19 protein-coding genes and 1 tRNA gene are annotated in these 21,163 nt (G+C 69.4%); 11 read left to right on the forward strand and 9 right to left on the reverse strand.

Going from position 1 to position 21,163, the window contains the following annotated elements; genetic code table 11:
* Positions 1-29 precede the first annotated feature (29 nt).
* From I0K15_RS04395 to I0K15_RS04415, 5 genes are all read left to right on the forward strand, one after another.
* Positions 30-890, forward strand: a complete 861-nt coding sequence (locus I0K15_RS04395; RefSeq protein ID WP_196105364.1) for an MBL fold metallo-hydrolase — start codon at positions 30-32, stop codon at positions 888-890.
* Positions 887-1,888, forward strand: a complete 1,002-nt coding sequence (locus tag I0K15_RS04400; RefSeq protein WP_196104199.1) for a fumarylacetoacetate hydrolase family protein — start codon at positions 887-889, stop codon at positions 1,886-1,888. The genes I0K15_RS04395 and I0K15_RS04400 overlap by 4 nt, the downstream gene beginning before the upstream one ends.
* A 152-nt stretch (positions 1,889-2,040) precedes the next feature.
* Positions 2,041-2,517, forward strand: a complete 477-nt coding sequence (locus I0K15_RS04405) for a hypothetical protein (protein WP_196104200.1) — start codon at positions 2,041-2,043, stop codon at positions 2,515-2,517.
* Positions 2,514-3,674: a patatin-like phospholipase family protein gene (locus I0K15_RS04410; protein ID WP_196104201.1), complete on the forward strand. Its 1,161-nt coding sequence runs from the start codon at positions 2,514-2,516 to the stop codon at positions 3,672-3,674. Before I0K15_RS04405 ends, I0K15_RS04410 begins: the two co-directional genes overlap by 4 nt.
* Entirely contained in the window at positions 3,667-4,407 is a 741-nt protein-coding gene (locus I0K15_RS04415) for an FkbM family methyltransferase (RefSeq protein WP_196104202.1), read from the forward strand. The genes I0K15_RS04410 and I0K15_RS04415 overlap by 8 nt, the downstream gene beginning before the upstream one ends.
* Positions 4,408-4,759: 352 nt before the next feature.
* Here I0K15_RS04415 and ykgO read toward each other — a convergent pair whose 3' ends face one another.
* From ykgO to I0K15_RS04430, 3 genes are all read right to left on the reverse strand, one after another.
* Positions 4,760-4,885 carry a type B 50S ribosomal protein L36 gene (ykgO, locus tag I0K15_RS04420; protein ID WP_012177066.1) on the reverse strand — a complete coding sequence of 42 codons (126 nt, stop codon included), beginning with the start codon at positions 4,883-4,885 and terminating at the stop codon, positions 4,760-4,762.
* Between the two features lie 77 nt (positions 4,886-4,962).
* Positions 4,963-5,037: transfer RNA gene (locus I0K15_RS04425), tRNA-Val, on the reverse strand.
* Positions 5,038-5,149: 112 nt separating this feature from the next.
* Positions 5,150-5,956, reverse strand: a complete 807-nt coding sequence (locus I0K15_RS04430) for a nucleotidyltransferase domain-containing protein (RefSeq protein WP_196104203.1) — start codon at positions 5,954-5,956, stop codon at positions 5,150-5,152.
* Between the two features lie 166 nt (positions 5,957-6,122).
* Between I0K15_RS04430 and I0K15_RS04435 the strand changes: the two genes are divergently transcribed.
* The 3 genes from I0K15_RS04435 (at position 6,123) to I0K15_RS04445 (ending at position 9,408) form a co-directional block, all read left to right on the forward strand.
* On the forward strand, positions 6,123-6,464 hold the full coding sequence (locus I0K15_RS04435; protein ID WP_196104204.1) for a YciI family protein: 342 nt from the start codon (positions 6,123-6,125) through the stop codon (positions 6,462-6,464).
* A gap of 3 nt (positions 6,465-6,467) precedes the next feature.
* Positions 6,468-7,673, forward strand: coding sequence for an RNA polymerase sigma factor (locus I0K15_RS04440; RefSeq protein ID WP_196104205.1), 1,206 nt, complete (start codon positions 6,468-6,470; stop codon positions 7,671-7,673).
* A 307-nt stretch (positions 7,674-7,980) separates the two neighbouring features.
* Positions 7,981-9,408 carry a Glu/Leu/Phe/Val family dehydrogenase gene (locus I0K15_RS04445; protein ID WP_196104206.1) on the forward strand — a complete coding sequence of 476 codons (1,428 nt, stop codon included), beginning with the start codon at positions 7,981-7,983 and terminating at the stop codon, positions 9,406-9,408.
* Positions 9,409-9,877: 469 nt separating this feature from the next.
* Here the strand turns inward: I0K15_RS04445 and I0K15_RS04450 are convergent, their stop codons facing one another.
* A complete protein-coding gene (locus tag I0K15_RS04450) occupies positions 9,878-11,461 on the reverse strand; it encodes a peptidoglycan-binding domain-containing protein (RefSeq protein ID WP_196104207.1) in 1,584 nt (527 codons plus the stop codon).
* Positions 11,462-11,630: 169 nt separating this feature from the next.
* Here I0K15_RS04450 and I0K15_RS04455 point away from each other — a divergent pair, with 169 nt between their 5' ends.
* Entirely contained in the window at positions 11,631-13,778 is a 2,148-nt protein-coding gene (locus tag I0K15_RS04455; RefSeq protein WP_196104208.1) for an esterase-like activity of phytase family protein, read from the forward strand.
* 156 nt (positions 13,779-13,934) lie between these two features.
* On the opposite strand, the gene I0K15_RS04460 is transcribed toward I0K15_RS04455, so the two are convergent.
* The 4 genes from I0K15_RS04460 to I0K15_RS04475 form a co-directional block, all read right to left on the reverse strand.
* A complete protein-coding gene (locus I0K15_RS04460) occupies positions 13,935-14,537 on the reverse strand; it encodes a hypothetical protein (protein WP_196104209.1) in 603 nt (200 codons plus the stop codon).
* A 123-nt stretch (positions 14,538-14,660) separates the two neighbouring features.
* Positions 14,661-15,518 (reverse strand): lysophospholipid acyltransferase family protein, encoded by an 858-nt coding sequence (locus I0K15_RS04465; RefSeq protein ID WP_196104210.1) that lies wholly within the window; start codon positions 15,516-15,518, stop codon positions 14,661-14,663.
* Positions 15,515-16,306 (reverse strand): L-ornithine N(alpha)-acyltransferase, encoded by a 792-nt coding sequence (gene olsB / locus I0K15_RS04470; RefSeq protein ID WP_196104211.1) that lies wholly within the window; start codon positions 16,304-16,306, stop codon positions 15,515-15,517. The genes I0K15_RS04465 and olsB overlap by 4 nt, the downstream gene beginning before the upstream one ends.
* A 112-nt stretch (positions 16,307-16,418) precedes the next feature.
* Positions 16,419-16,625, reverse strand: coding sequence for a DUF3553 domain-containing protein (locus tag I0K15_RS04475; RefSeq protein WP_196104212.1), 207 nt, complete (start codon positions 16,623-16,625; stop codon positions 16,419-16,421).
* On the opposite strand from I0K15_RS04475, the gene I0K15_RS04480 reads away from it, so the two are divergent.
* Both I0K15_RS04480 and I0K15_RS04485 read left to right on the forward strand, forming a co-directional pair.
* Positions 16,624-17,283: a histidine phosphotransferase family protein gene (locus tag I0K15_RS04480; RefSeq protein WP_196104213.1), complete on the forward strand. Its 660-nt coding sequence runs from the start codon at positions 16,624-16,626 to the stop codon at positions 17,281-17,283. The two genes, I0K15_RS04475 and I0K15_RS04480, sit on opposite strands and share 2 nt — an antisense overlap.
* Before the next feature lie 120 nt (positions 17,284-17,403).
* Positions 17,404-18,159, forward strand: a complete 756-nt coding sequence (locus I0K15_RS04485) for a leishmanolysin-related zinc metalloendopeptidase (protein WP_196104214.1) — start codon at positions 17,404-17,406, stop codon at positions 18,157-18,159.
* Positions 18,160-18,807: 648 nt separating this feature from the next.
* Here I0K15_RS04485 and I0K15_RS04490 read toward each other — a convergent pair.
* Positions 18,808-21,108 carry a xanthine dehydrogenase family protein molybdopterin-binding subunit gene (locus I0K15_RS04490; RefSeq protein WP_196104215.1) on the reverse strand — a complete coding sequence of 767 codons (2,301 nt, stop codon included), beginning with the start codon at positions 21,106-21,108 and terminating at the stop codon, positions 18,808-18,810.
* Between the last annotated feature and the right edge of the window lie 55 nt (positions 21,109-21,163).

Here is a 21,163-nt window from a genome sequence, read left to right on the forward strand (position 1 = left end):
ATGGCGACCGCGCCACAGCGCATCACGAGATGACCGACCGCCTCGTCCTTCTCGGCACCAAGGGCGGCCCGGCGGTGCGCCGCGGCGGGCCGAACCCGACCTCCTCGCTGCTGACCATCGGCGGCCGCCACGTGGTGGTCGATTGCGGCCTCGGCGTCACCCGCGCGCTGGTCGAGGCCGGGATGGCGCTCCGCGATCTCGACCTGATCTGCATCACGCACCTGCACAGCGACCATGTGCTGGAGCTCGGGCCCCTCATCCACACCGCCTGGACCTCCGGCCTCGCCACGCCCGTCACCGTGCTCGGACCGCCCGGCACCCGCGCCGTCTGGGACGGCTTCCGCGCCTCCCTCGCCTATGACATCGCCCTGCGGGTGGAGGATGAGGGCCGCCCCGACCTCGCCGACCTCGTCACCGTCGAGGAACACAGCGACGGCACGTGGCTTCGCGACGGTCCGCGGATCGAGGCGCTGCGCGTCCACCACCCGCCGGTGGAGGACTGCTTCGCCCTGCGCTTCGATGTTCCGGACTGGTCCGTTACGTTCTCCGCCGACACCGCCTACCACCCCGCGCTCGCCCCCTTCGCCCACGGCACCGACATCCTGGTGCACGAGGCGATGCTGACCGAGGGGGTGGAGCGGATCGTGCGCCTCGCCGCGAACGGCACCCGCCTGCGCCAGCATATCCTCGCCAGCCACACCACCGCGCAGGACGCGGGCCGCATCGCCGCACAGGCCAACGCCGCCCGCCTCGTCCTCCACCACCTGCTGCCTGCCGACGATCCGGAGGTGGGGGAGCGCGACTGGCTCGCCGCGGTGCGCGCGGGCGGCTATCTTGGCCCGATAACCGTCCCCGAGGACGGAACCACGATAACGCGGGAGACCCCATGAAGCTCGCCACCCTGAAGGACGGCAGCCGCGACGGGCGGCTGGTCGTCGTGTCCAACGACCTCACACGCTGCACAGATGCGAACCGCATCGCGCCCACGATGCAGCACGCCCTCGATTTCTGGGACGCGGTTGCGCCCGAACTCGAAGCCATGGCGCGCGGCCTCGAATCGGGCTCGGTCCCGGCGGAGCGGTTTCACGAGCGTCAGGCCCTCAGCCCCCTGCCCCGCGCCTACCAGTGGGCCGACGGCTCGGCCTACATCAACCATGTCGAGCTGGTGCGAAAGGCCCGCGGGGCCGAGATGCCGCCGAGCTTCTACGACGATCCCCTGATCTACCAGGGCGGCTCGGACAGCTTCCTCGCCCCGCGCGACCCGATCCCCTCCCGCCCCGACTGGGGCACCGATTTCGAGGGCGAGGTCGCGGTCATCACCGGCGACGTACCCATGGGCTGCGACGAGGAGACGGCGCGCGAGCTCATCCGTCTCGTCATGCTGGTCAACGACGTCAGCTTGCGCGGCCTCATCCCCGGCGAGCTCGGCAAGGGCTTCGGCTTCTTCCAGGGCAAGCCGTCCTCCGCCTTCTCCCCGGTCGCGGTCACGCCCGCGGCCCTGCCCGGCTGGCGGGACGGGAAGCTCCACGGCACGCTCCATGTCGATCACAACGGCGCGCCGTTCGGCCGGGCGGACGCCGGCATCGACATGACCTTCGATTTCGGGCGGCTGATCGCGCACGCCGCCCGCACCCGCAGCCTGTCGGCGGGTACGATCATCGGCTCGGGCACCGTGTCCAACAAGCTCGACGGCGGTCCCGGAAAACCGGTGGCCGAGGGCGGCGCGGGCTATTCCTGCATCGCGGAGCTGCGCATGATCGAGACCATCGCAGACGGCACCGCCCGCAGCCCCTTCCTCGCCCCCGGCGACACGGTGCGCATCGAGATGCCGGGTCCCGACGGACGGTCGCTCTTCGGCGCGATCGAGCAGGAGGTGGTGGCCGCCTGAGCCACCGCCTCCGGCGGGCGTACTTGCCGGAAAGATGAAAGCCGAAGGCCGCCGCGACGGAGCGGGCCCGCGCGCCCGTATCAGGCGCGCTGCCCCCGTGACAGCACCGCCCGATTCCCCCTATTGAGGGGCGCGATGAAGGAGCTGCCCGCATGACCGAACCCGTCTTCACCCTCACCGTGTCCCCCGTCCGGCGCTGGACCGGCGCGGTCGTGACGGCGGGGCTCGGCCTGCTGCTGATCTGGGTGGCCGCCCAGCGCCCGCCGGAGGCACCCTGGGCGCTCGCGGTCCTGCTCGGCGCGGGCGGCCTCGCGCTCTGGCAGGGCTGGCGGCTGCTGGAGGCCGGGAACCGCGCCATCCACCTCACCGAGAGCGCGTTGACGGATGAGCGCGGGGAGCTTCTGACCTCCCTCGACGGGATCGTGCGGATCGAGCGCGGGATCTTCGCCTTCAAGCCCTCCAACGGCTTCGTGCTGGTCCTGAACGAGCCCCGCCCCCGCTCCTGGGTGCCGGGGCTCTGGTGGCAGATGGGCCGCAAGCTCGGCATCGGCGGCACGGCCCGGGCGCAAGACGCGAAGGTGCTCGCCGACATGCTGGAGACGCTCCTCGCCCAGCGGGACGCGGCGTGAGAGCCGCCTTCGCCCTCCTGCTCGCCATCGCCGCTTGCGCGCCGTCGGGCCGCCTGCTGGCGCCCGCCGGCCCCGCCGATCTCGACGGTGCCGTGGCCGGCCGGTTCGAGAACATCCGCTTCTTCCCCGATCAGGTCGACCGCATCACCCAGCTCCGCGACGAGGCGCTGCGCAGCGAGGCCGCGCGGATTGGCGCCTCGGAACTGCTCGAAGACGGGCGCTTCGACATCCTCGTCCTGTCGGGCGGCGGTGCGTGGGGGGCCTTCGGCGCGGGCTATCTGGAGGGCTGGACGCAGTCGGGCGCCCGGCCCGAATTCGAGGTCGTCACCGGCATCTCCACCGGTGCGATCATCGCGCCCTTCGCCTTCATCGGCGCGCAGGAGGATTCGCGCCTGCGCACCTTCTACACCACGACCCAGGACAGCGACCTGTTCCGCATCGCGCCGCTCTTTGCGCTCCGCGGCGGCTCCGCCGTCACCGACACCACGCCCTTCCTCGGAGTGATCGATCGGGAGATCACGCCAGCCGTCGTCGCCCGCATCGCGGACGAGCACCGCCGCGGCCGCCGCCTGCTGATCGGCACCACCAATCTCGACGCCGAGCGCCCGGTGGTCTGGAACATCGGCGAGATCGCGGTGCAGGGCGGTCCGGGGGCGGAGGCGCTGATCGAGCGCATCATCCTCGCCTCCGCCTCGATCCCCGGCGCCTTCCCCCCCGTGGAGATCGCGGTGGGCGAGGGCGAGGCGCAGCGGGGCGAGCTGCATGTCGACGGCGGCGTGACCCGCGCGCTCTTCGCTCTGCCCGAAGGTGTGTCGCTCGCCGCGCTCGACGACGCCTTGCCCGGCGGGCTGGGCGAGATCCGCTACCACGTCATCGTCAACGGCACCCTCGCGCCGGAATACGATCCGGTGGAGACACCGCTCTTCTCCATCGCGTCGCGGGCGCTGACCACGATGATCAAGCAGCAGACCCGCGACAACATCGCCGCGATCCGCGCCTCCGCGGCCATGGACGGGGCCGAGGTGAACGTGATCGCCGTGCCCGAGAGCTTCGACGGCGAATCCGACACTGCCTTCGACCCCGCCTTCATGTCGGAGCTCTTCGAGATCGGGCGGCGGATGGGCCTCGCCGGACAGACGGAGGTCCCCGATGCTTGAGCGCCTGAGAAGCTGGCGCGGGCTCGCCCGCTCCCTACGCGTCTACCGCCTCGATCGGCAGCATCTGGCGAGCCTGACGGCGTTCTACGCCGAGCTGCTGAGTGACGACGCACTCGTCTTCGACATCGGCGCGCATCTCGGCGACCGGATCGCCGTGGCCCGGCGGCTGGGCGCGCGCGTGGTGGCGGTCGAGCCCCAGCCCGGCCCCATGCGCCTCCTGCGCCTACTACACGGCCGTGACGAAGCGGTGACGCTTCTTCAGGCCGCCGTAGGGGCGGCGGAAGGCACCGCGCGGCTCCACGTGAACCGGGCGAACCCCACCGTTTCAACACTGTCCTCGGAGCTGGCCGATACCGCGGCGCTCGCCGAGACGTGGCAGGGCCAGCGCTGGGACGGGGCGATCGACGTGCCGGTCACGACGCTCGACGCCCTGATCGCACAGCACGGCCGCCCCGACTTCATCAAGATCGACGTGGAGGGGTTCGAGGCCGAGGCCCTCTCCGGCCTCTCCGCCCCCGTGCCGCTCTTGAGCTTCGAGGTGACGATGGTGATGCGCGCGGCGGGAATCGCCGCACTCGACCGGGCGGCGGAGCTGGGCTTCCAGAGCTTCCGCCTGTCGCTGGGCGAGAGCCACGCCTGGCACGCCGATTGGGAGGACGCGGCCGCCACCCGGATCCAGCTGCAGGAGCTGCCCGACAGCGCCAACTCGCTCGACGTCTACGCCAGGCCCTGATTTGCAAGGGTCGCGGCCATTCTACCAACCGTCCCGGCTGACACGCCGGGACCGTCGTCAGCCCTCGCGGACCCCGGCGAACGGCCCCGGATCAAGTCCGGGGCGGTAGCGCAGGGAACAACCCTCCCGCGCAGCTGCACCACTCGCCGCGTCCATCCGGGGCTCCGCCCGTTCACGCCTCAAACGCTCCACTGGAGCGTTTGCAAGACGGTGTTCACCCAAGGCTCCGCCCGTGATCCGGCAAAACTGTCCACCGGACAGCTTCCGGGAAGCCGGATCACCCTAGTCACACCAGCTCAAACGAAAAAAGCCGCCCTAAGGGGCGGCTTCCTTCAACTCCAAGCCAGACAGCTCAGCCCTGGCGGGCCTTGAACCGGCGCTGGGTCTTGTTGATCACGTAGACGCGGCCCTTGCGGCGCACCACGCGGCAATCGCGGTGGCGCTGCTTCAGGGAGCGAAGCGAGTTTTTGACCTTCATAGCCTCTCTCCAATGTCAGCGGCGCGCATGGCGGGCCAGGCGCCTCGGTTACGTTTGCCTTCTCAGGCGGAATGGGATGGTGGGCGTAACTGGGATTGAACCAGTGACCCCTTCGATGTCAACGAAGTGCTCTCCCGCTGAGCTATACGCCCATCCGTCCGTCAGGGCCGAAGCCCCTCTGGAAGTGGAGCGGTGTTTGCCACGACACGCGGGGGGCGTCAAGCGGGCAAGCCAACCAATTCTTGCAGGTCCCGAAAGCGACCCTCACTCCGGCGTGTAAGGCCGCTCGATGGACAGGGTTTCGGCCAGCATCGCCCAGGTGATCGCCTCGAAGCGCTCGGGCCACTCGACGCCCCGTTCCGCCGCCAGACGGCGTGCCCGCGGCAGGTAGGCGCGCGCGAAGTCGAGATGGGCCGCGATGATCGCGGCGCGCTCGGGCGCTGGCACCGGCAGGGACATCACGAGCGCCTTCTGCTGCTCCGTCAGCAGCCGGTTGAGGTGCAGCACCCCGCCCCGATGCGGGGCCGCCGTCTCCTCGATCAGCAGCTCCACCAGATGGTTGCGCAGGTGGAACACGCCGAGCACGCCGTTGATGTACTCCTTGCGCCCCATCGCGAGGTGGAGCAGGCCGAGGATCCGGATGAACTCCTCGATTTGGTAGCGCAACCGCGCGGGGCTCGACCGCGGGTCGCCCGAACGCTCGGCGAGGCTCCCATGGATCCCGTCGTGATCGAAGAGCGGCGTCACCGCATCCCGGCTCTGCCCGCCCATCTGGCCCGGCTTCAGGATCACGACGTCGGTGCGCGTCCAGTCGGCGGTGATCGCGTTGATCAACGCGGGCCGCGTCGTGCGATCCCACCACAGGATGATCTTCCCGGTCCGCTCGATCGCCTCCCGCCACAGGGCCGCCACGGCGTCGGTCGGGCCGTCCTCGGCCACCAGGATGAAATCGATATCGCTGTAGGCATCCGCCATGCCCGTCCCGTAGCTGCCGCTCAGGAACAGACCGCGGATGCCGGGCGCGTCGCGCAAGGCCTCCGCAACCACGTCGATAACCGTCTGATGATCCATATGCGACGCCTCCGACCCGCCCCAATACAGGTAGGCGCCGCCAGCCGAACCCCAACCGCCTGCCGCACCTTCAGAAAAAAATCGCCCCGCCTGTCGATTGCGGTGCATCCTGCGGGTCATGGGGGTGCAGGCGGCCCGCCTGCGCCAACCTCAAGGGAGAGATCCGATGCAGTACATGTTCCTCTTCGTCGATGAGCGCGAGAACGTCGTCCACGACATGGACGCCTGGCGCGCCTATATGGGCGCGATGCACGAAGCCGGCATCATGAAGTACGGCGACGAGCTGCACCCGAACGAGGCCGCCACCACCCTGCGCATCCGCGACGGCAAGCGCAGCGTGCAGGACGGCCCCTACGCCGATGTGCGCGAACAGCTCGGCGGCTTCGTCGTGGTGGAGGTCCCGGATCTCGACACCGCCCTCGACTGGGCGGCAAAGTCCCCGGCGGCGGAGCTCGGCTGCGTCGAGGTCCGGCCCGTCGTGCTCCACGACGCCCCCGCCCCGGCCTGACCCATGCAGGCGCGCGCCGAAGCCGAACGAGTGGCGCGCGCCTCCTACGGGCGTCTAGTGGCGCTCATCTCCCGCCAGACCCGCGACATCGCCGCGGCCGAGGATGCGCTCGGCGGCGCGCTCCTGACCGCACTTGAGCGCTGGCCCGAGGCGGGCGTCCCCCGCAATCCCGAGGCCTGGCTTCTCACCGCCGCCCGGCGCCGCGGCCTCAACGTCCTGCGCCACGACGCGGTGGTGAAGGCCGCCGAGCCCGCCCTGGCGCTGATGGCGGAGGAGGAGGTCGAGGGCGACCTCCCCGACCGCCGCCTCGACCTGCTCTTCGTCTGCGCCCACCCCGCGATCGACCCTGGCGTCCGCACGCCGCTGATGCTCCAGACCGTGCTGGGCCTTGATGCCGCCCGCGTCGCCCGCGCCTTCGTCGTGCCGAAGGCCACCATGGCCCAGCGGCTGGTGCGCGCGAAGGCCCGCATCCGCGACGCGGGCATCCCCTTCCGCACCATCGCGGCGGAGGAGATGGAGGAGCGCCTGCCCCCGGTGCTCGACGCGATCTACGCCGCCTTCGGCCAGAGCTGGGAGGATCCCGACACCGCCCTCGTCTCCGAAGCGCTGTTCCTCGGCGATCTCCTCTGCGCCGCCCTGGCCGAGGAGCCGGAGGTTGCGGGCCTCATGGCGCTGATGTGCTACGTCGAGGCGCGTCGTGCTGCGCGCCGCGACGCCCAAGGCGCCTATGTCCCCCTCGACGCCCAGGACCCCGCCCGCTGGTCCCGCCCCCTCGCCTTGCGGGCCGAGGGCCTGCTGCACCGCGCCGCCCGGGCCGGGCGACCGGGCCGCTACCAGATCGAGGCGGCGATCCAGTCCCACCACATGCGCCCGCTATGGGGCCGCCCGGTGGAGCCCGCCGCCCTCGTCGAGCTCTACGACCTCCTGCTGGCCGAGGCCCCCTCCCTCGGCGCCGCCGTCAACCGCGCCGCCGCCTTGGGCCGCGCCGGCGAGGCCCGGGCCGGGCTGAGCGCCCTCGACGCCATCGACTCGCGAGACATCCGCGGCTACCAACCCTACTGGGCCGCCCGCGCCGACCTCCTCGCCCAGGCCGGCGAGGACGCCACCGAGGCCTACGCCCGCGCCATCACCCTCAGCGACGACCCCGCCATCATCCGCTTCCTCACCGACCGCGCCACCGCGGCCGGGGCGCGGATCGAGGCAACCTGAAGGCCTGTCTCGATCACGACGCCGACCGCTCCGAAACACATCCCGGACCGCGGTCACGAGCACCGAAAACAATTTCGAGTTGTAGGCCCATTGCGGCCCGCCCAACGCCTCACCCAACATTGAGCCAACTTACGTTCCCCCTTCGCCCCTGCGATTTCGGCCGCTTTCCCGAACGCAGGGCGAACGAAAACACCCTTAGGTTGTATCCTTGAACGAACCGCGAACACCGCTTATGAACTTTTTCTGCACAAAAAACGGGCTAGGCTCCGCCCACGGGGAGATAACGCACCGCAAAGGACGACCGCCCATGAATGCGCAGAACGAACCGACCTTCCGCCAATCCGTCGACATCATGTTCAACCGCGCCGTGGCGCTGATGGACCTGCCGCCGGGCCTGGTCGAGAAGATCCGGGTGTGCAACGCGACCTACACCGTGCGCTTCGGCGTCCGCTTGCGCGGCGACATCCACACCTTCACCGGCTACCGCGCGGTCCACTCCGAACACATGGAGCCGGTGAAGGGCGGCATCCGCTACGCGATGGGCGTCAACCAGGACGAGGTCGAGGCGCTCGCCGCCCTCATGACCTACAAATGCGCGCTGGTGGAGACCCCCTTCGGCGGCTCCAAGGGCGGGCTCGCCATCGATCCGCGCGAGTGGGACGAGGCGGAGCTCGAGCGCATCACCCGCCGCTTCGCCTACGAGCTCGCCAAGCGCGACCTGATCCACCCCTCCCAGAACGTGCCGGCCCCCGACATGGGCACCGGTGAGCGGGAGATGGCATGGATCGCCGACGCCTACCGCCGGATGAACACCACCGACATCAACGCGCGCGCCTGCGTGACAGGCAAGCCGCTCAACGCCGGCGGCATCGCCGGCCGGGTCGAAGCGACGGGCCGCGGCGTGCAATACGCCCTCCGCGAGTTCTTCCGCCACCCCGAGGACGTGGCGAAGGCGGGCCTCACCGGCAAGCTCGACGGCAAGCGCGTCATCGTGCAGGGCCTCGGCAATGTGGGCTACCACGCCGCGAAGTTCCTGAGCGAGGAGGACGGCTGCAAGATCACCTGCATCATCGAGCGGGACGGCGCGATCCGAGACGAAGCGGGCCTCGATGTGGAGGCCGTGCGCGCCCACATCGCCGAGACCGGCGGCGTCGCGGGCTTTGCCGGGGCGGAGTTCACACCCGGCGGCTCCAAGGCGCTGGAGGACGAGTGCGACATCCTCATCCCCGCCGCCCTCGAAGGGGTCATCAACCAGCGCAACGCCTCCGACATCAAGGCCCCGCTGATCATCGAGGCCGCGAACGGGCCGATCACCGCGGGCGCCGATGAGATCCTGTGCCGCAAGGGCACGATCATCATCCCCGACATGTATGCGAACGCGGGCGGCGTGACGGTCTCCTACTTCGAGTGGGTCAAGAACCTCTCTCACATCCGCTTCGGCCGGATGGAGCGGCGGCGGGAGGAGGCGCGCCACGAGCTCTTGGTCGACGAGCTGGAGCGGCTGGCGGGCGAAGGCTCCAACATCAAGCTCTCCGACGGCTTCAAAAAGAAGTACCTGCACGGCGCGGGCGAGCTCGAACTGGTCCGCTCCGGCCTCGACGACACGATGCGCGAAGCCTACGGCTCGATGCGCGAGATCTGGCACGAGAAACCCGGCGTAACCGACCTGCGCACCTCCGCCTACCTCGTGAGCATCGACCGCGTCGCGGCGAGCTACGTGAGCTTGGGGCTTTGACGAGGGTGGCGGGGTGGCGGGCCACTTGGTCCACGCCCGCTCGAAGCGTCGGTCGCGCGAGGGCGCAAGTGTCAGCCCTATGATCCCACCGTCCCGGCCGAAGCGCCGGGACCTTTCAGAAACCGACGCGCCCAATACACAAAGGCCCCGGATCACGTCCGGGGCGGTTGCAAACTATACCACCCTGCCGCCCGGCGACACCGCCGGGCCGCGTTCGCCCGGGGCTCCGCCCGTTGGTGCCTCAAACGCTGCGCCGGAGCGTTTGCAAGACGGCGTTCACCCTCCCCCAGGAGGGCGCGCTGGCGACGACGCCTATTGAACGAGCGGCGTTTATGCTTGCGGGCGCCCGCCTCTCAATACCGTCCGACCAGCGCCCTCCTGGTCGGGCGCGGCCCTCACCGCCTGAAATGACACCGACAACGACGCACGGCGAGTGAACAGTGGGCGGGAACAACCCGCCCGCCTTACCTCACTGCGGCGGGGCGAGGACGATGAGCTGGCGCACCGTCGCTTCGTTCAGGAAGCCCGTCGGCTCCAGGCCGTACTCCCGCTGGAACTGGGCCAGCGCTTCCCGCGTGTCCGCGTCGAACTCGCCGCTGATCGAAGGCACGCTGTAGCCCAGCGAGCGTAGCCGGGCCTGCACCAACGTGCGGTTCACCAGGTTGAGGCCCAGCGCCTGCTCACCGGCCGCAGCGCCACCGTTCGTCGCCGCGACCTCCCGCTGGTCCTGCTCCTGGAACTGCTGGAGCCGGGCCTGCGCAGTCGGTGCGAACTCGCTGTCGGGGAAGCTCGCGAGGAAGGCGCGGTAGCCGTCCGCCGTGTCGGTCTGCAGCGCCTGGGTCCAGGCCGCCTGCACCTCGGCACTCGCGGCGGCGAGCTGTTCGGCCTCGATCTCGGCCAGCGCCGTGCCTGCCTCATCCGAGAAAAGCCCGTTGGGATAGCTGCGCAGGTAGGCGCGCAGCCCCTCCTCGGTACCTTGCGCCCCGCTGTTCTCCCAGAAGGCGCGATCCTCGGCCTCGCGCTCGGCGCGCTGGCGCTCCTGCTCCGCCTCGATCTCCGCCCGGCGGTTGTCGCCCTGCACCGAGAGGAGGTCGATCTGGCCCTGCGTCAGGAACGAGGTCTGCTCGAACTCCTGGCTCTGCTGCCAGCCGACGATCGCAGCACGTGTGCCGGGGCCGAAGATCCCGTCCACGCCGCGGGTGTTGAAGCCCATGAGCACCAGGTCCTCCTGGATCGCGCGGCGCGCCTCCTGGTCGAGGTTCAGCGCGGCCTCCGTCGCCTCGGCCTGGTTCTCCTCCGGCTCCGGCTCGGCTTCGGGTTCCGGCTCAGCCGCCGCCGTCTCCAGATCGTCGACGCCCTCGATCAGCACCGGCTCGGCGGCGAGCAGGTTGTCGTCCGCGATCACGACCGCTTCGGGATCCGCGAAGCCCGCGCTCGTCATCCCGTCCGTCATCTCCGAGACGACGTCGCGCAGCGAGGTGCCGGGGATCAGCGCCACCTCGCGGGCGAGCGTGTCGATCTCCGCCACCGGCCCGTGGATCAGCAGCGTGTCGCGCGGCGCGTAGATCCGCCCGACGCCGGGCCCGATGCCGGCGCCCTCGATCTCCGCCTCCGGATCGGTGCCCACGAACATCACGCCGTGCCGCCCCTCGCCGGCCGTCAGGCCCAAGAGCAGGTCGAGCGTCGGCGCGGTCAGCCCCACCCGGATCACCGTGTCCGTCGTCGCATCGGCGGGCAGGAACCAGCTCTCCGTCCCGCTCGTCGCCGTCTGGCCCGAGAGGTGGACGACCACCGTCTCCGCCTCCTCGGCCCGGTCGCGGAAGCTGGTGAGCAGGGTGAACATCTCGGTCCGCGTCAGGTTCTCCCCGCTCAGCACCTCGAAGCCCGCACCCTCGTAGGCCAGCGTCAGCCGCTCGAAGTCCGTGACCTCGGCGTCGGGCAGGTTGGTGTAGGGCCCGTTCTGGATCACCAGCGCGACCTGCTGGGCGGCGGCAGGCAGCGCCACCCCCGCGAGCAGGGTCGCCACCACGGAGCTGTGGATCAGACGGATCATGGGAAACTCCCTTCGTGTTTCGTCTTCCCGAGCAATCTGGAGCCGAACGCGCCTGCAGCAAGACCCGTTCCACGAGACCGTCACCCAACCGTCACAAGAGCTTCACCAGACCGTTGCGAAGGCCACGCACACGGACCCGGTCCAACGACAAATTCAGGGAGCCTCAACCATGATCATCCGAGCCACGGGCATCGCTGCCCTCATGCTCGGCGTTGCCCTTCCGGCACACGCCCAGGTCTTCAACCGCATCGCGAGCTTCGACGTCTCCACGCAAGAGGGAACCGATGCGAGCGCGGAGACCGCGCCCGAAATCATCGCCGCGACCGCCGACGGCATGACGCTGGTCTACACCGACAGCCCCGCCGGCGTGCTCGGCATGATTGACATCACCGACCCGGCCGCCCCCGCCGGGATGGGCACCGTGGCCCTCGATGGCGAGCCGACCTCCGTCGCCCTGTCGAATGATGTCATTCTCGCAGGTGTGAACACCTCTGAAGACTTCGTGAACCCGTCGGGCCACCTCCTCGCCCTCTCCATCGACGGTGAGGAGCTCGCCCGCTGCGACCTCGGCGGCCAGCCCGATTCCATCGCCGCCACCGACAGCATCGTGGCCGTGGCGATCGAGAACGAGCGCGACGAGGACCTCGACGACGGCGTGATCCCGCAGCTTCCCGCCGGCAACGTCACGATCTACCCGCTTGAGGACGGCGTGCCCCAGTGCGACAGCGTGATCGTGGCCGACGTCACCGGCCTTGCCGAGACCGCGCCCACCGATCCGGAGCCCGAATTCCTCGACATCAACGGCAATGACGAGATCGTCGTGTCCCTGCAGGAGAACAACCACATGGTGGTGATCTCCGCGGCGGGCGAGGTCCTGTCCCACTTCTCCGCCGGCGGCGTGGATCTGGAGAACATCGACACCATCGAGGAAGGCGCCATCGTCCTGAACGGCAGCCAGCCCAACCGCCTGCGCGAGCCCGACGCGGTGAAGTGGTTCGACGACGTCCACTTCATCACCGCGAACGAAGGCGACTACGAGGGCGGCTCCCGCGGCTGGACCGTCTTCAACCGCGACGGCACCGTGGTCTACGAGGACGGCACCGGGCTCGAATACGCCATGATCCGCGCGGGCCACTACCCCGACGAGCGCTCGGGCAACAAGGGTGTCGAACCCGAGAGTGTCGAGGTCGGCACCTTCGGCGGCACGCCCATGGCCTTCATCGGCTCCGAGCGGGGCTCGATCGTCGGCGTCTACGACATGACCGACCCCGCGGCCCCCGCGCTCGCCCAGCTCCTGCCGTCGGGCATCGCGCCCGAGGGTCTGCTCGCCCTGCCCGATCGCAACCTCCTCGTCACCGCCAACGAGGCGGACCTGGTCGAGGATGGCGGCGTGCGCGCCCACGTCATGATCTACGAGTTCGGCGACGAGACGGCGGTCTATCCCACCATCGTCTCCGGCGACGACACGGACGGCCTGCCGATCGGCTGGGGCGCCCTCTCCGGCCTCGTCGCGGATGAGGCGGATGCGGGCACGCTCTACGCCGTCTCCGACAGCTTCTACGGCGGCGCGCCGGCGATCTTCAGCATCGACGCGACGCAGACCCCCGCGCTGATCACGACAAAGACCATCGTGACGCGGGAGGATCTGGGTGCGGCGCAGAAGCTCGACCTCGAAGGCATCGCGACCGATGGGGAGGGCGGCTTCTGGCTCGCCTCCGAAGGCCGGATGGACCGCAACATCCCGCACGCGCTCTACCACGTGGACGGCGAGGGCGTGATCCAGGACGAGATCCCGCTGCCAGAGGCCCTGCGCGACGTCGACCGCCGCTTCGGCATGGAGGGCGTGACCCGCGACGGCGGCATGCTCTACATCGCCATGCAGCGCGAGTGGCGCGACGACCCCGAAGGCCAGGTCAAGATCGTCCGCTACGACATCGAGGCCGAGGAATGGGCCGCCGTTGCCTATCCGCTCGAAAGCGGTGAGCAGGGCTGGGTCGGCCTCTCCGAGATCACGGCGTCGGACGGTCAGCTCTTCGTCGTCGAGCGCGACAACCAGATCGGCTCCAACGCGGCGATCAAGCGGCTCTACACCGTCTCCCTCGACGGGCTGGAGTTCGCGGAGCTCGGAACAGACCTGCCGGTGGTCGAGAAGAGCATGGCGCACGACTTCCTGCCCCAGCTCGCCAGCTACAACGGCTTCGTCGTCGACAAGATCGAGGGCTTCGCCATCGCCGCCGACGGCACGCGCTACGCCGTGACCGACAATGACGGCGTCGACGACAGCTCGGGCGAGACCTTCTTCTTCGTGGTCGAGTAACGCCTCTCGGGACCCCCGGCACGATCCGGGGGTCCCTTCCCCGCGGCCTCCGCCAGGATGCCGCCATGGAGCTGCACACCGACCGCCTCGCCACTGACCCGAACTGAGATCCGTTACAGATTTCGGAGAGCGGCCGGAAAGCTGTAACAGATCATCTCAATGCGGATACCGGTAGCGCTGCGCCCGCCGCGCCGCCTCCCTTGCCCATTCGAGACAGGCCCGAATCTCCTCCTCCTGCCGCGCGGCCTGGAAAACGAGTGTCCGGCTTCCGAACCAGCCCACGACTGCCATGACCTGAGCTGCGTGTGCCGTGCCGGTACCAGGAAAAACGAACAGCGCGTCGCGCCGGTACACATCAAATCCAGAGAGGTCCGAGAAGACATAGTACTCGTCCGCCATCCTCGACGGAAACGAATGCACCTTTCTCAGTTGAACCAGATTGGATGTCACATCAAACGTAATGACGCTGTAGGTCATGAGACTGACGATCAGGAGCCCGACCATCGAAAAGACGCCCGCGACTAGGAACGCCATGAAATAGTAGTCTTGGTGAACATAATCGTTCTCCTCGAAAATCGCGAGAATGACGACAAGTGTCAAACTCACAGCCGCGGCAGCAAAGAAGATATGCTTTCCCAGGCGCGAATGGCGCTCTCCCGACAGGACGAGGCGCACCGGATCCTGCTCGATCACCTCGAACCGTTCGGCGAAGTAGACCGATGGCAGTCGGATCGTGTTGCCCTGCACGGATGTCTGCATCGGCCGCTCCCCCACTGGCACCGCTCAGCAGGTCCGGACCATAGGGAATCCGATGAAGCGCGCCATCCCCTTCATCTTTCCGAAAATACGCCGCGAGGGTCCGGGGGCGCGCAGCCCCCGGCGTCACTCGCCCGGAACCGCCGCCGGCTGCTCGGGCTCGAGCAGGGCTGCGAACCGGGCCCAGCCGTCGCGCACCGCCGTCTCGCAATGGACGGCCAGCGCCTTGCGGTCGGCAAAAGCGGCAGGCCGCACCGGGTCGGCGAAGCTCAGATGCACCTCGCCGCCGAAGGATCGCGTGACCATCGCCCAGATATGCGCGCCGAGGCTCATGTCGCCCCACCAGCCGTAGAAGGCCGGCGGCAGGCTCTCGTTCGGGACGTAGGCGAGGCCCACGGGCTGCACCTCCATCTCCTCGGCCAGGCCCGGCTGGTGGAAGGCGGCGAAGAGGGCCGACTTGAACGGCAGCACCCGCAGACCGTCGGTGCTGGTGCCCTCGGGGAAGAAGAGGAGCTGCTGCCCGCGGTCGATCCGCTCGGTCATGTCGCGCTTCTGCTGAGCCGCCGCTGCGGCCCGCCGCTCGACGAAGAGCGCGTCCATCAGCCGGGCGCAGAAGCCGATGCCGGGCCAGCTCCGCACCTCGGCCTTGGCCACGAACGCCACCTGCCCGATGGAGCAGAGCGTCATGATGTCGAGCCAGCTCGAATGGTTCGCGACCATCGCGCCGCCCCGCCCCAGCGGGCGGCCATGCACAACGCGCCGCAGCCCGATCAGCCGCAGGCTGACCCGCGCCCAGAGCCGCATCACGAGGAAGCGCGGCTGTGCGCCCAGAAACAGCGGCTCGGTGACCTTCAGGAGCGCATAGAGCGTGGTCATCACCGCGAGCCACGCTGCGAGCACCCCGATGCGCAGTCCGCCGACGATCGCGCGAAGCGGCCCGGGCCGCGGCAGGACCGGCGGCGGCGGGCCGTGCCAGGTGCTCACGCCTGCACGCTCCGCGCGCGGCGGGAATACATCTCGCGATACCGGTCGGCCATGCGGGTCGTGTCCATCAGGAGGCACACGTCGACCGTATTGAACTCCCAGTCGATGAACGCGCCCTCACCGACGAAACCGCCGAGCCGCAGATAGGCCTTGATGAGCGGCGGGATCGCGCGCATCGCCGCCTTGTGGTCGACTTCCTCGGCGCGGAGCCGGTCCATCGGCACGAAATGCTCCGGCAGCGTGCGCACGCGCAGCTCCTCCGGCGCCAGGTGCTGGTGGTGGAGGAGCGAGAGCGGCTGCGCGAGCTCCTCGACATCCGTGCCGTGGAAGGAGGCGACGCCGAACATGATCTCCACCCCGTGGCCGATCACGTATTCACCGAGGCCCGACCAGAGCAGGTGCATCGCCGCCCCGCCGCGATAGTCGGCATGGACGCAGGAGCGGCCAAGCTCCACCGTCTCGCGGCCCAGCGCGGTGAGCTTCGACAGGTCGTACTCGTGCTGGCCGTAAAAGCCGGCACCGGCGGCCGCGACCGAACCGCGCATCAGGCGGTAGACGCCGACAACGCCGCGGTTGATGCCCTGCGCCGCCCGTGTCCGGTCGATCAGGAGGAGGTGGTCGAAATGCGGGTCGAACGCGTCCCGCTCCAGCCGCTCGGCATGATCCTCGGGTGAGGCCTTCGCGCCCATTTCCTCGACGAAGACCTCGTAGCGCAGACGTTGCGCGGCCCGCACCTCGGCGTCGTCGGACGCGAGGCGGACCTCGAATTTCTGGGCTTCGACCTGCATCTTCATACCGTGACCGTTCCTGCGGGGTGCGAGGGACCCTATGCGGGCAGGTCGTGAAGTTCAACGGCGCCGCTGCGGCGTTAACCGCCGCTTATCACCCGGTCATCTTCTGTTAACCTTGCGATGCGACATTTCCGCCAGTGTCGGACTGTTCGTAGACCTGCGTCAGGATCACCCGCGATCCATCGATCACCACCTTGCCGGTGTGCTCGAAATTCACGGTGATCCGGCCGCCAACGACTGACTGCACTTGCCCGGTTCCCCAATCGGGCTTGTCTGGATGGCGCACCAGTGCGCCCGGTTCGAGGAATTCGTTCATGACCTCCCGTCCTTCGCCTTTATCGTCCCAATCCGACATCGCGGCGGAGACGCCGGGCGACGACCCGACGGGCGCGCTCGCGGCGCTGGTCACGTCGCGCATCTGCCACGACCTGATCAGCCCGGTCGGCGCCATCGACAACGGCGTCGAGCTGATCGAAGCGATGAATGTCGGCACCTCTTCGCCCGAGATGGTCCTGATCGGCGAAAGCGCAAGATCGGCTGCGGCAAAGCTACGCCTCTTCCGGCTCGCCTTCGGAGCGGCGGGCGCGGACGGGGTGAGCCGCGGGCGGGAGCTTGAGCAGCTCTTCACCGACTGCTTCACCAAGCCGCGGCTGCGCTTCTCCTGGGCGGGGGGGCCGCGGGACATGGCGCGCAGCGAGGCGAAGATGCTGGCCCTTGCCCTGCTCTGCGCAGACAGCGCGCTGCCGCTGGGCGGGCTGCTGACGGCAGTGACGGGAGAGAAGCTGCGGATCGAGGGGACGGGGCCGCGGATCAAGCTCGATCCCAGGCTCGCGGCGGCGCTCGAAAGCCCGCAGGACGTCTCGACCTTCCGCGCGGGCGAGGTGCAGTTCCTGCTCGCCCGCCTGCAGGCCGCGACGATCGGGCGCCCAATCGCGCTCGACCTGTCGGAAGAGCGGCTGACACTGACCATCTGAGCCCGTCGGCGGGCGGCCGCCGAAGATCCGCGTACCGGCTCACGGTGCTTTGTCGTGGTCATCGCGCTCCCTGCGCCCCATCTGACATGTCACGAAACAGTCACGGCGTGGGGGCGCATCATGATCGAGGTGAGATACGGAACCGGCCTGTCCGGCGGGCGGCGCGACGTCTTCCAGCGGGCAGCCGGGCGGTGGAACGCGGTGCTCGACACAGCGCTGCCCCCGGTCAGCTACCGCGGGGAGCGGATCGAGGGGATCGTCATCGACGCGACGATCACGCCCATCGACGGGCCTTCGGGCGTGCTCGGGCAGGCCGGGCCCACGGTACTGCGCCCGGTCACCCGCCTGCCCGCCCTCGGCGTCATGGAGTTCGACGAGGCCGACATCCGCCGGTTGGAGGAGGACGGCACGTTCGAGGACGTGATCCTGCACGAGATGGGCCATGTGCTGGGCGCCGGCACGTTGTGGAGCATCCTCGGCCTGATCGAGGGCGAGGGCGGCCCGGATCCCGTCTTTACCGGTGCGGCGGCAGCGCGGGAATACGGCGAGCTTCTGGGCCAGGCCCCGGCGGTGGTGCCGGTGGCGAACACGGGTGGGGCCGGCACGCGGGACGGGCACTGGCGCGAGCTCACCTTCGGCGACGAGCTGATGACCGGGTTCCTGTCGGGCACCGACCGGCCGCTGAGCCGCATGACCATCGCCTCGTTCGCCGACCTCGGCTACGAGGTGCGCTACGAGGCCGCCGATCCCTACGTCCTGCCGGGCGACGAGGATCTGATGCGCTCAGGCGTGCTGACGGCGCTCAGGCTCTGCGACCTATGCCGGGTGGACCGGCCCGCCCCCATCCCCCTCGGCCCCGGCGCCTTCGCCGACTAAGCCGCGGGGAGGCACGCGTCGCGTTTGCGTGTTTGGGACAAAGAAGAAGAGCAGGGCCTTTGCCCTCCCCCAGATCGGGGAGAGGGTTAGGGAGGGGGCTGAGCGACTGGCCCTCCAAGGCGGAGTAAAGCGCGGGCAGGCGTCGAAGGTGTACGGGAGCACCTGTGTTCCGGGGCGGCTCCCTCACCGCATTCAACCGGACGAGGGTGGGATAGCTGCATTGCCGACGACATCCGGCCAAGCAGGGCGACGGGTAGCTCAGTTCAGGAAACACGCGAGCGCACCTCACCCAGCGGCAGCTCCCCTCGCCAGATCCGGGGAAGGGTCAGGAAGGGGAACTGTTCCGACGGCGCGGCCCTGTCCCGCAGGATGAAGCGCGAAGGGGCCTGCAAGACGGGCTAGGGCATCCGTGTTCCACAGTAGCTGACGATCCGAACTGGAAAAGTTCAGGCACGGGGAGCCGTACGGTCGGCGGGCGCCTTTTAACTGGACGTAGGGCCGTTACGCCCAGCAGAACCACAGGCGAACCTCACTCCGCGGCAGTTCCCCTCCCCCGTTTCGGGGGAGGGTCAGGGAGGGGGTTCCGTGCCGCAGGCACGGCCCAACGGGATGAGGGGCCGGCAGGCCTCAAAGACGGGCGGGAGCGCCTTACTCGGCGGCCATCTTCCCCGCCGCGTCGAGCCAGCCCCACATACGCACCGGGGTGATCGGCATGTCGACGTGGTGCACGCCGGCATCCCAGACCGCATCGAGCGCCGCGTTCGTCACGGCGGCGAGCGCGCCGACGGTACCGGCCTCGCCGCAGCCCTTCATGCCGATCTCGTTGGCCGTCGACGGTACCAGTTCCGCGTGGAAGTCCATCCACGGCACGTCGTAGGCGCGCGGCATCGCGTAGTCCATGAAGGAGCCCGACAGGAGCTGGCCGTCCGCGTCGTAGACCACCTGCTCGGTGATCGCCTGCCCGATGCCCTGGGCCACACCGCCATGGACCTGCCCCTCGGCCAGCATCGGGTTCATCAGCACTCCGAAATCGTCGACCACGGTGTATTTCACGCACGTGGTCTTGCCGGTCTCGGGATCGACCTCGACCTCCGCGAAATGCGCGCCGTTGGGGTAGGAGCGGCCGGGGACGGTGTTTTCGAGCTCCGTCACAAGCAGCTCCTGCAGGCCCCGCTGGCGCGCCGTTTCGGCGAGCGCCATCAGCGTCACCGTCTTGTCGGTGCCCGCGACGCGGAACGCGCCGTCCTCGAAGTCGAGATCGGCGGCGGCGACCTCAAGCTCCTCCTCGGCTAGGGGGCGGTACTTGCGGATCATCTCGTCTGCCGCGGCGTTGATCGAGTTGCCCTGCATCGTCACCGAGCGGGAGCCGCCGGTGCCGCCGCCCGTGGCGATCCGGTCGCTGTCGCCCTGCACGAAGACGATCTTGTCGAAGGGGATGCCGGCGCGCTGGTGCAGGATCTGGGCGAAGACCGTCTCGTGCCCCTGCCCGTTCGACTGGGTGCCGACATAGAGGTTCACGCCGCCATCTTCGGTGAACTCGATCTTGGTGGTCTCGTCCTGCGAGCCGAGGATCGACTCGATGTAGTAACAGAGGCCGAGGCCCCGATACTTGCCGTGGCGCGCGCTCTCCGCCTTGCGCGCCTCGAAGCCCGCGAGGTCGGCCTCGACCTCGGCCCGTTCGAGCACGCGGGCGAAATCGCCCACGTCGTAGGTCTCGCCGGAGGCGGTCACGTAAGGGAAGCTCTCGCGCGGGATGAAGTTCTTCTTGCGCAACTCCACCGGGCTCACGCCGAGCTGGCGGGCGGAGGCGTCCATCAGCCGCTCCAGCGCGTAGATCGCCTCGGGCCGGCCCGCGCCGCGATAGGCATCGACGGGCGTGGTGTTGGTGTAGACGCCCTCGACGTGGAAGAAGGTGGTCTGCACGTCGTAGGTGCCCGGCATCACCTTCAGCGCCAGTTCGGACTGGATGAACTGGCCGTAGGGCGAGTTGTACGCGCCGAGGTTCGACACGGTGTGGAAGCGCAGGGCCTTCAGGCGGTGATCCGCGTCGAAGGCCGCCTCGGCGGTGGTCACGAGGTCCCGGCCCGAGGCATCGGTCATGTGCCCCTCACCGCGATCGGCCATCCAGCGCACGGCCCGGCCCGTTTGCTTCGCGGCCAGCGCCAGCACGAAGTGTTCGGGGTAGTTGAAGGACTTCATGCCGAAGCCGCCGCCCACATCGGGGTTGGTGACGCGCACGTCGCCCGCATCCATGCCCAGCTTCTTGGCAAGCGCATCGCGCAGGCCCCAGACGCCCTGTCCGTTGACGGAGACGTGGAGGCGCCCGTCCTCCATGATCTCGGCATAGGCGCCGCGCGGCTCCATCGGGTTGGCGATAACGCGGTTGTCGATCAGCTCCAGCGTGACGTGGTGGGCGGCCTCGGCGAACGCGGCTTCGGTCGCCGCCTCGTCGCCATGGGCCCAGTCATAGGCGCGGTTCTCGGGTGCTGTCTCGTGGATGGCCGCGCCGCCGGTGGCGGTCGCCATGTGCACGGGCAGGTCGTCGTAATCGACCATGACGAGTTCGGCGGCATCCTGAGCCTGCTGCTTCGTCTCGGCCACGACGGCGGCCACCGCCTCGCCCGCGTAGCGCACCGTGTCGCCCGCCAGCATCGGGCGGATGGGCCGCGCCCCGCGGGAGCCGTCGCGGTTGTTCACGACGGAGGCGTCCATGCGGTTGTCGAGCTCGCCCTCGAGGTCCGCGGCGGTGATGACGGCGAGCACGCCATCGGCGCCCCGCGCCTCCTCCACGTCGAGGGAGGCGATGGTCGCGTGGGCCACCGGGCTGCGGACGAAGACAACGAAGGCCGCCCCCTCGGGCGCGATGTCGTCCACGTAGCGGCCGTGGCCGGTCAGGAAGCGGACATCCTCGGTCCGGCGGACCGACTGGCTGGTTCCGAACTTGGTCATCGCGCTCTCCTTTGTGCTGGCCGAAGCGGACACTAGCAGCGAAGTGGCCCGTGTC

Source organism: Pontivivens ytuae, from assembly GCF_015679265.1.
Classification (GTDB): domain Bacteria; phylum Pseudomonadota; class Alphaproteobacteria; order Rhodobacterales; family Rhodobacteraceae; genus Pontivivens; species Pontivivens ytuae.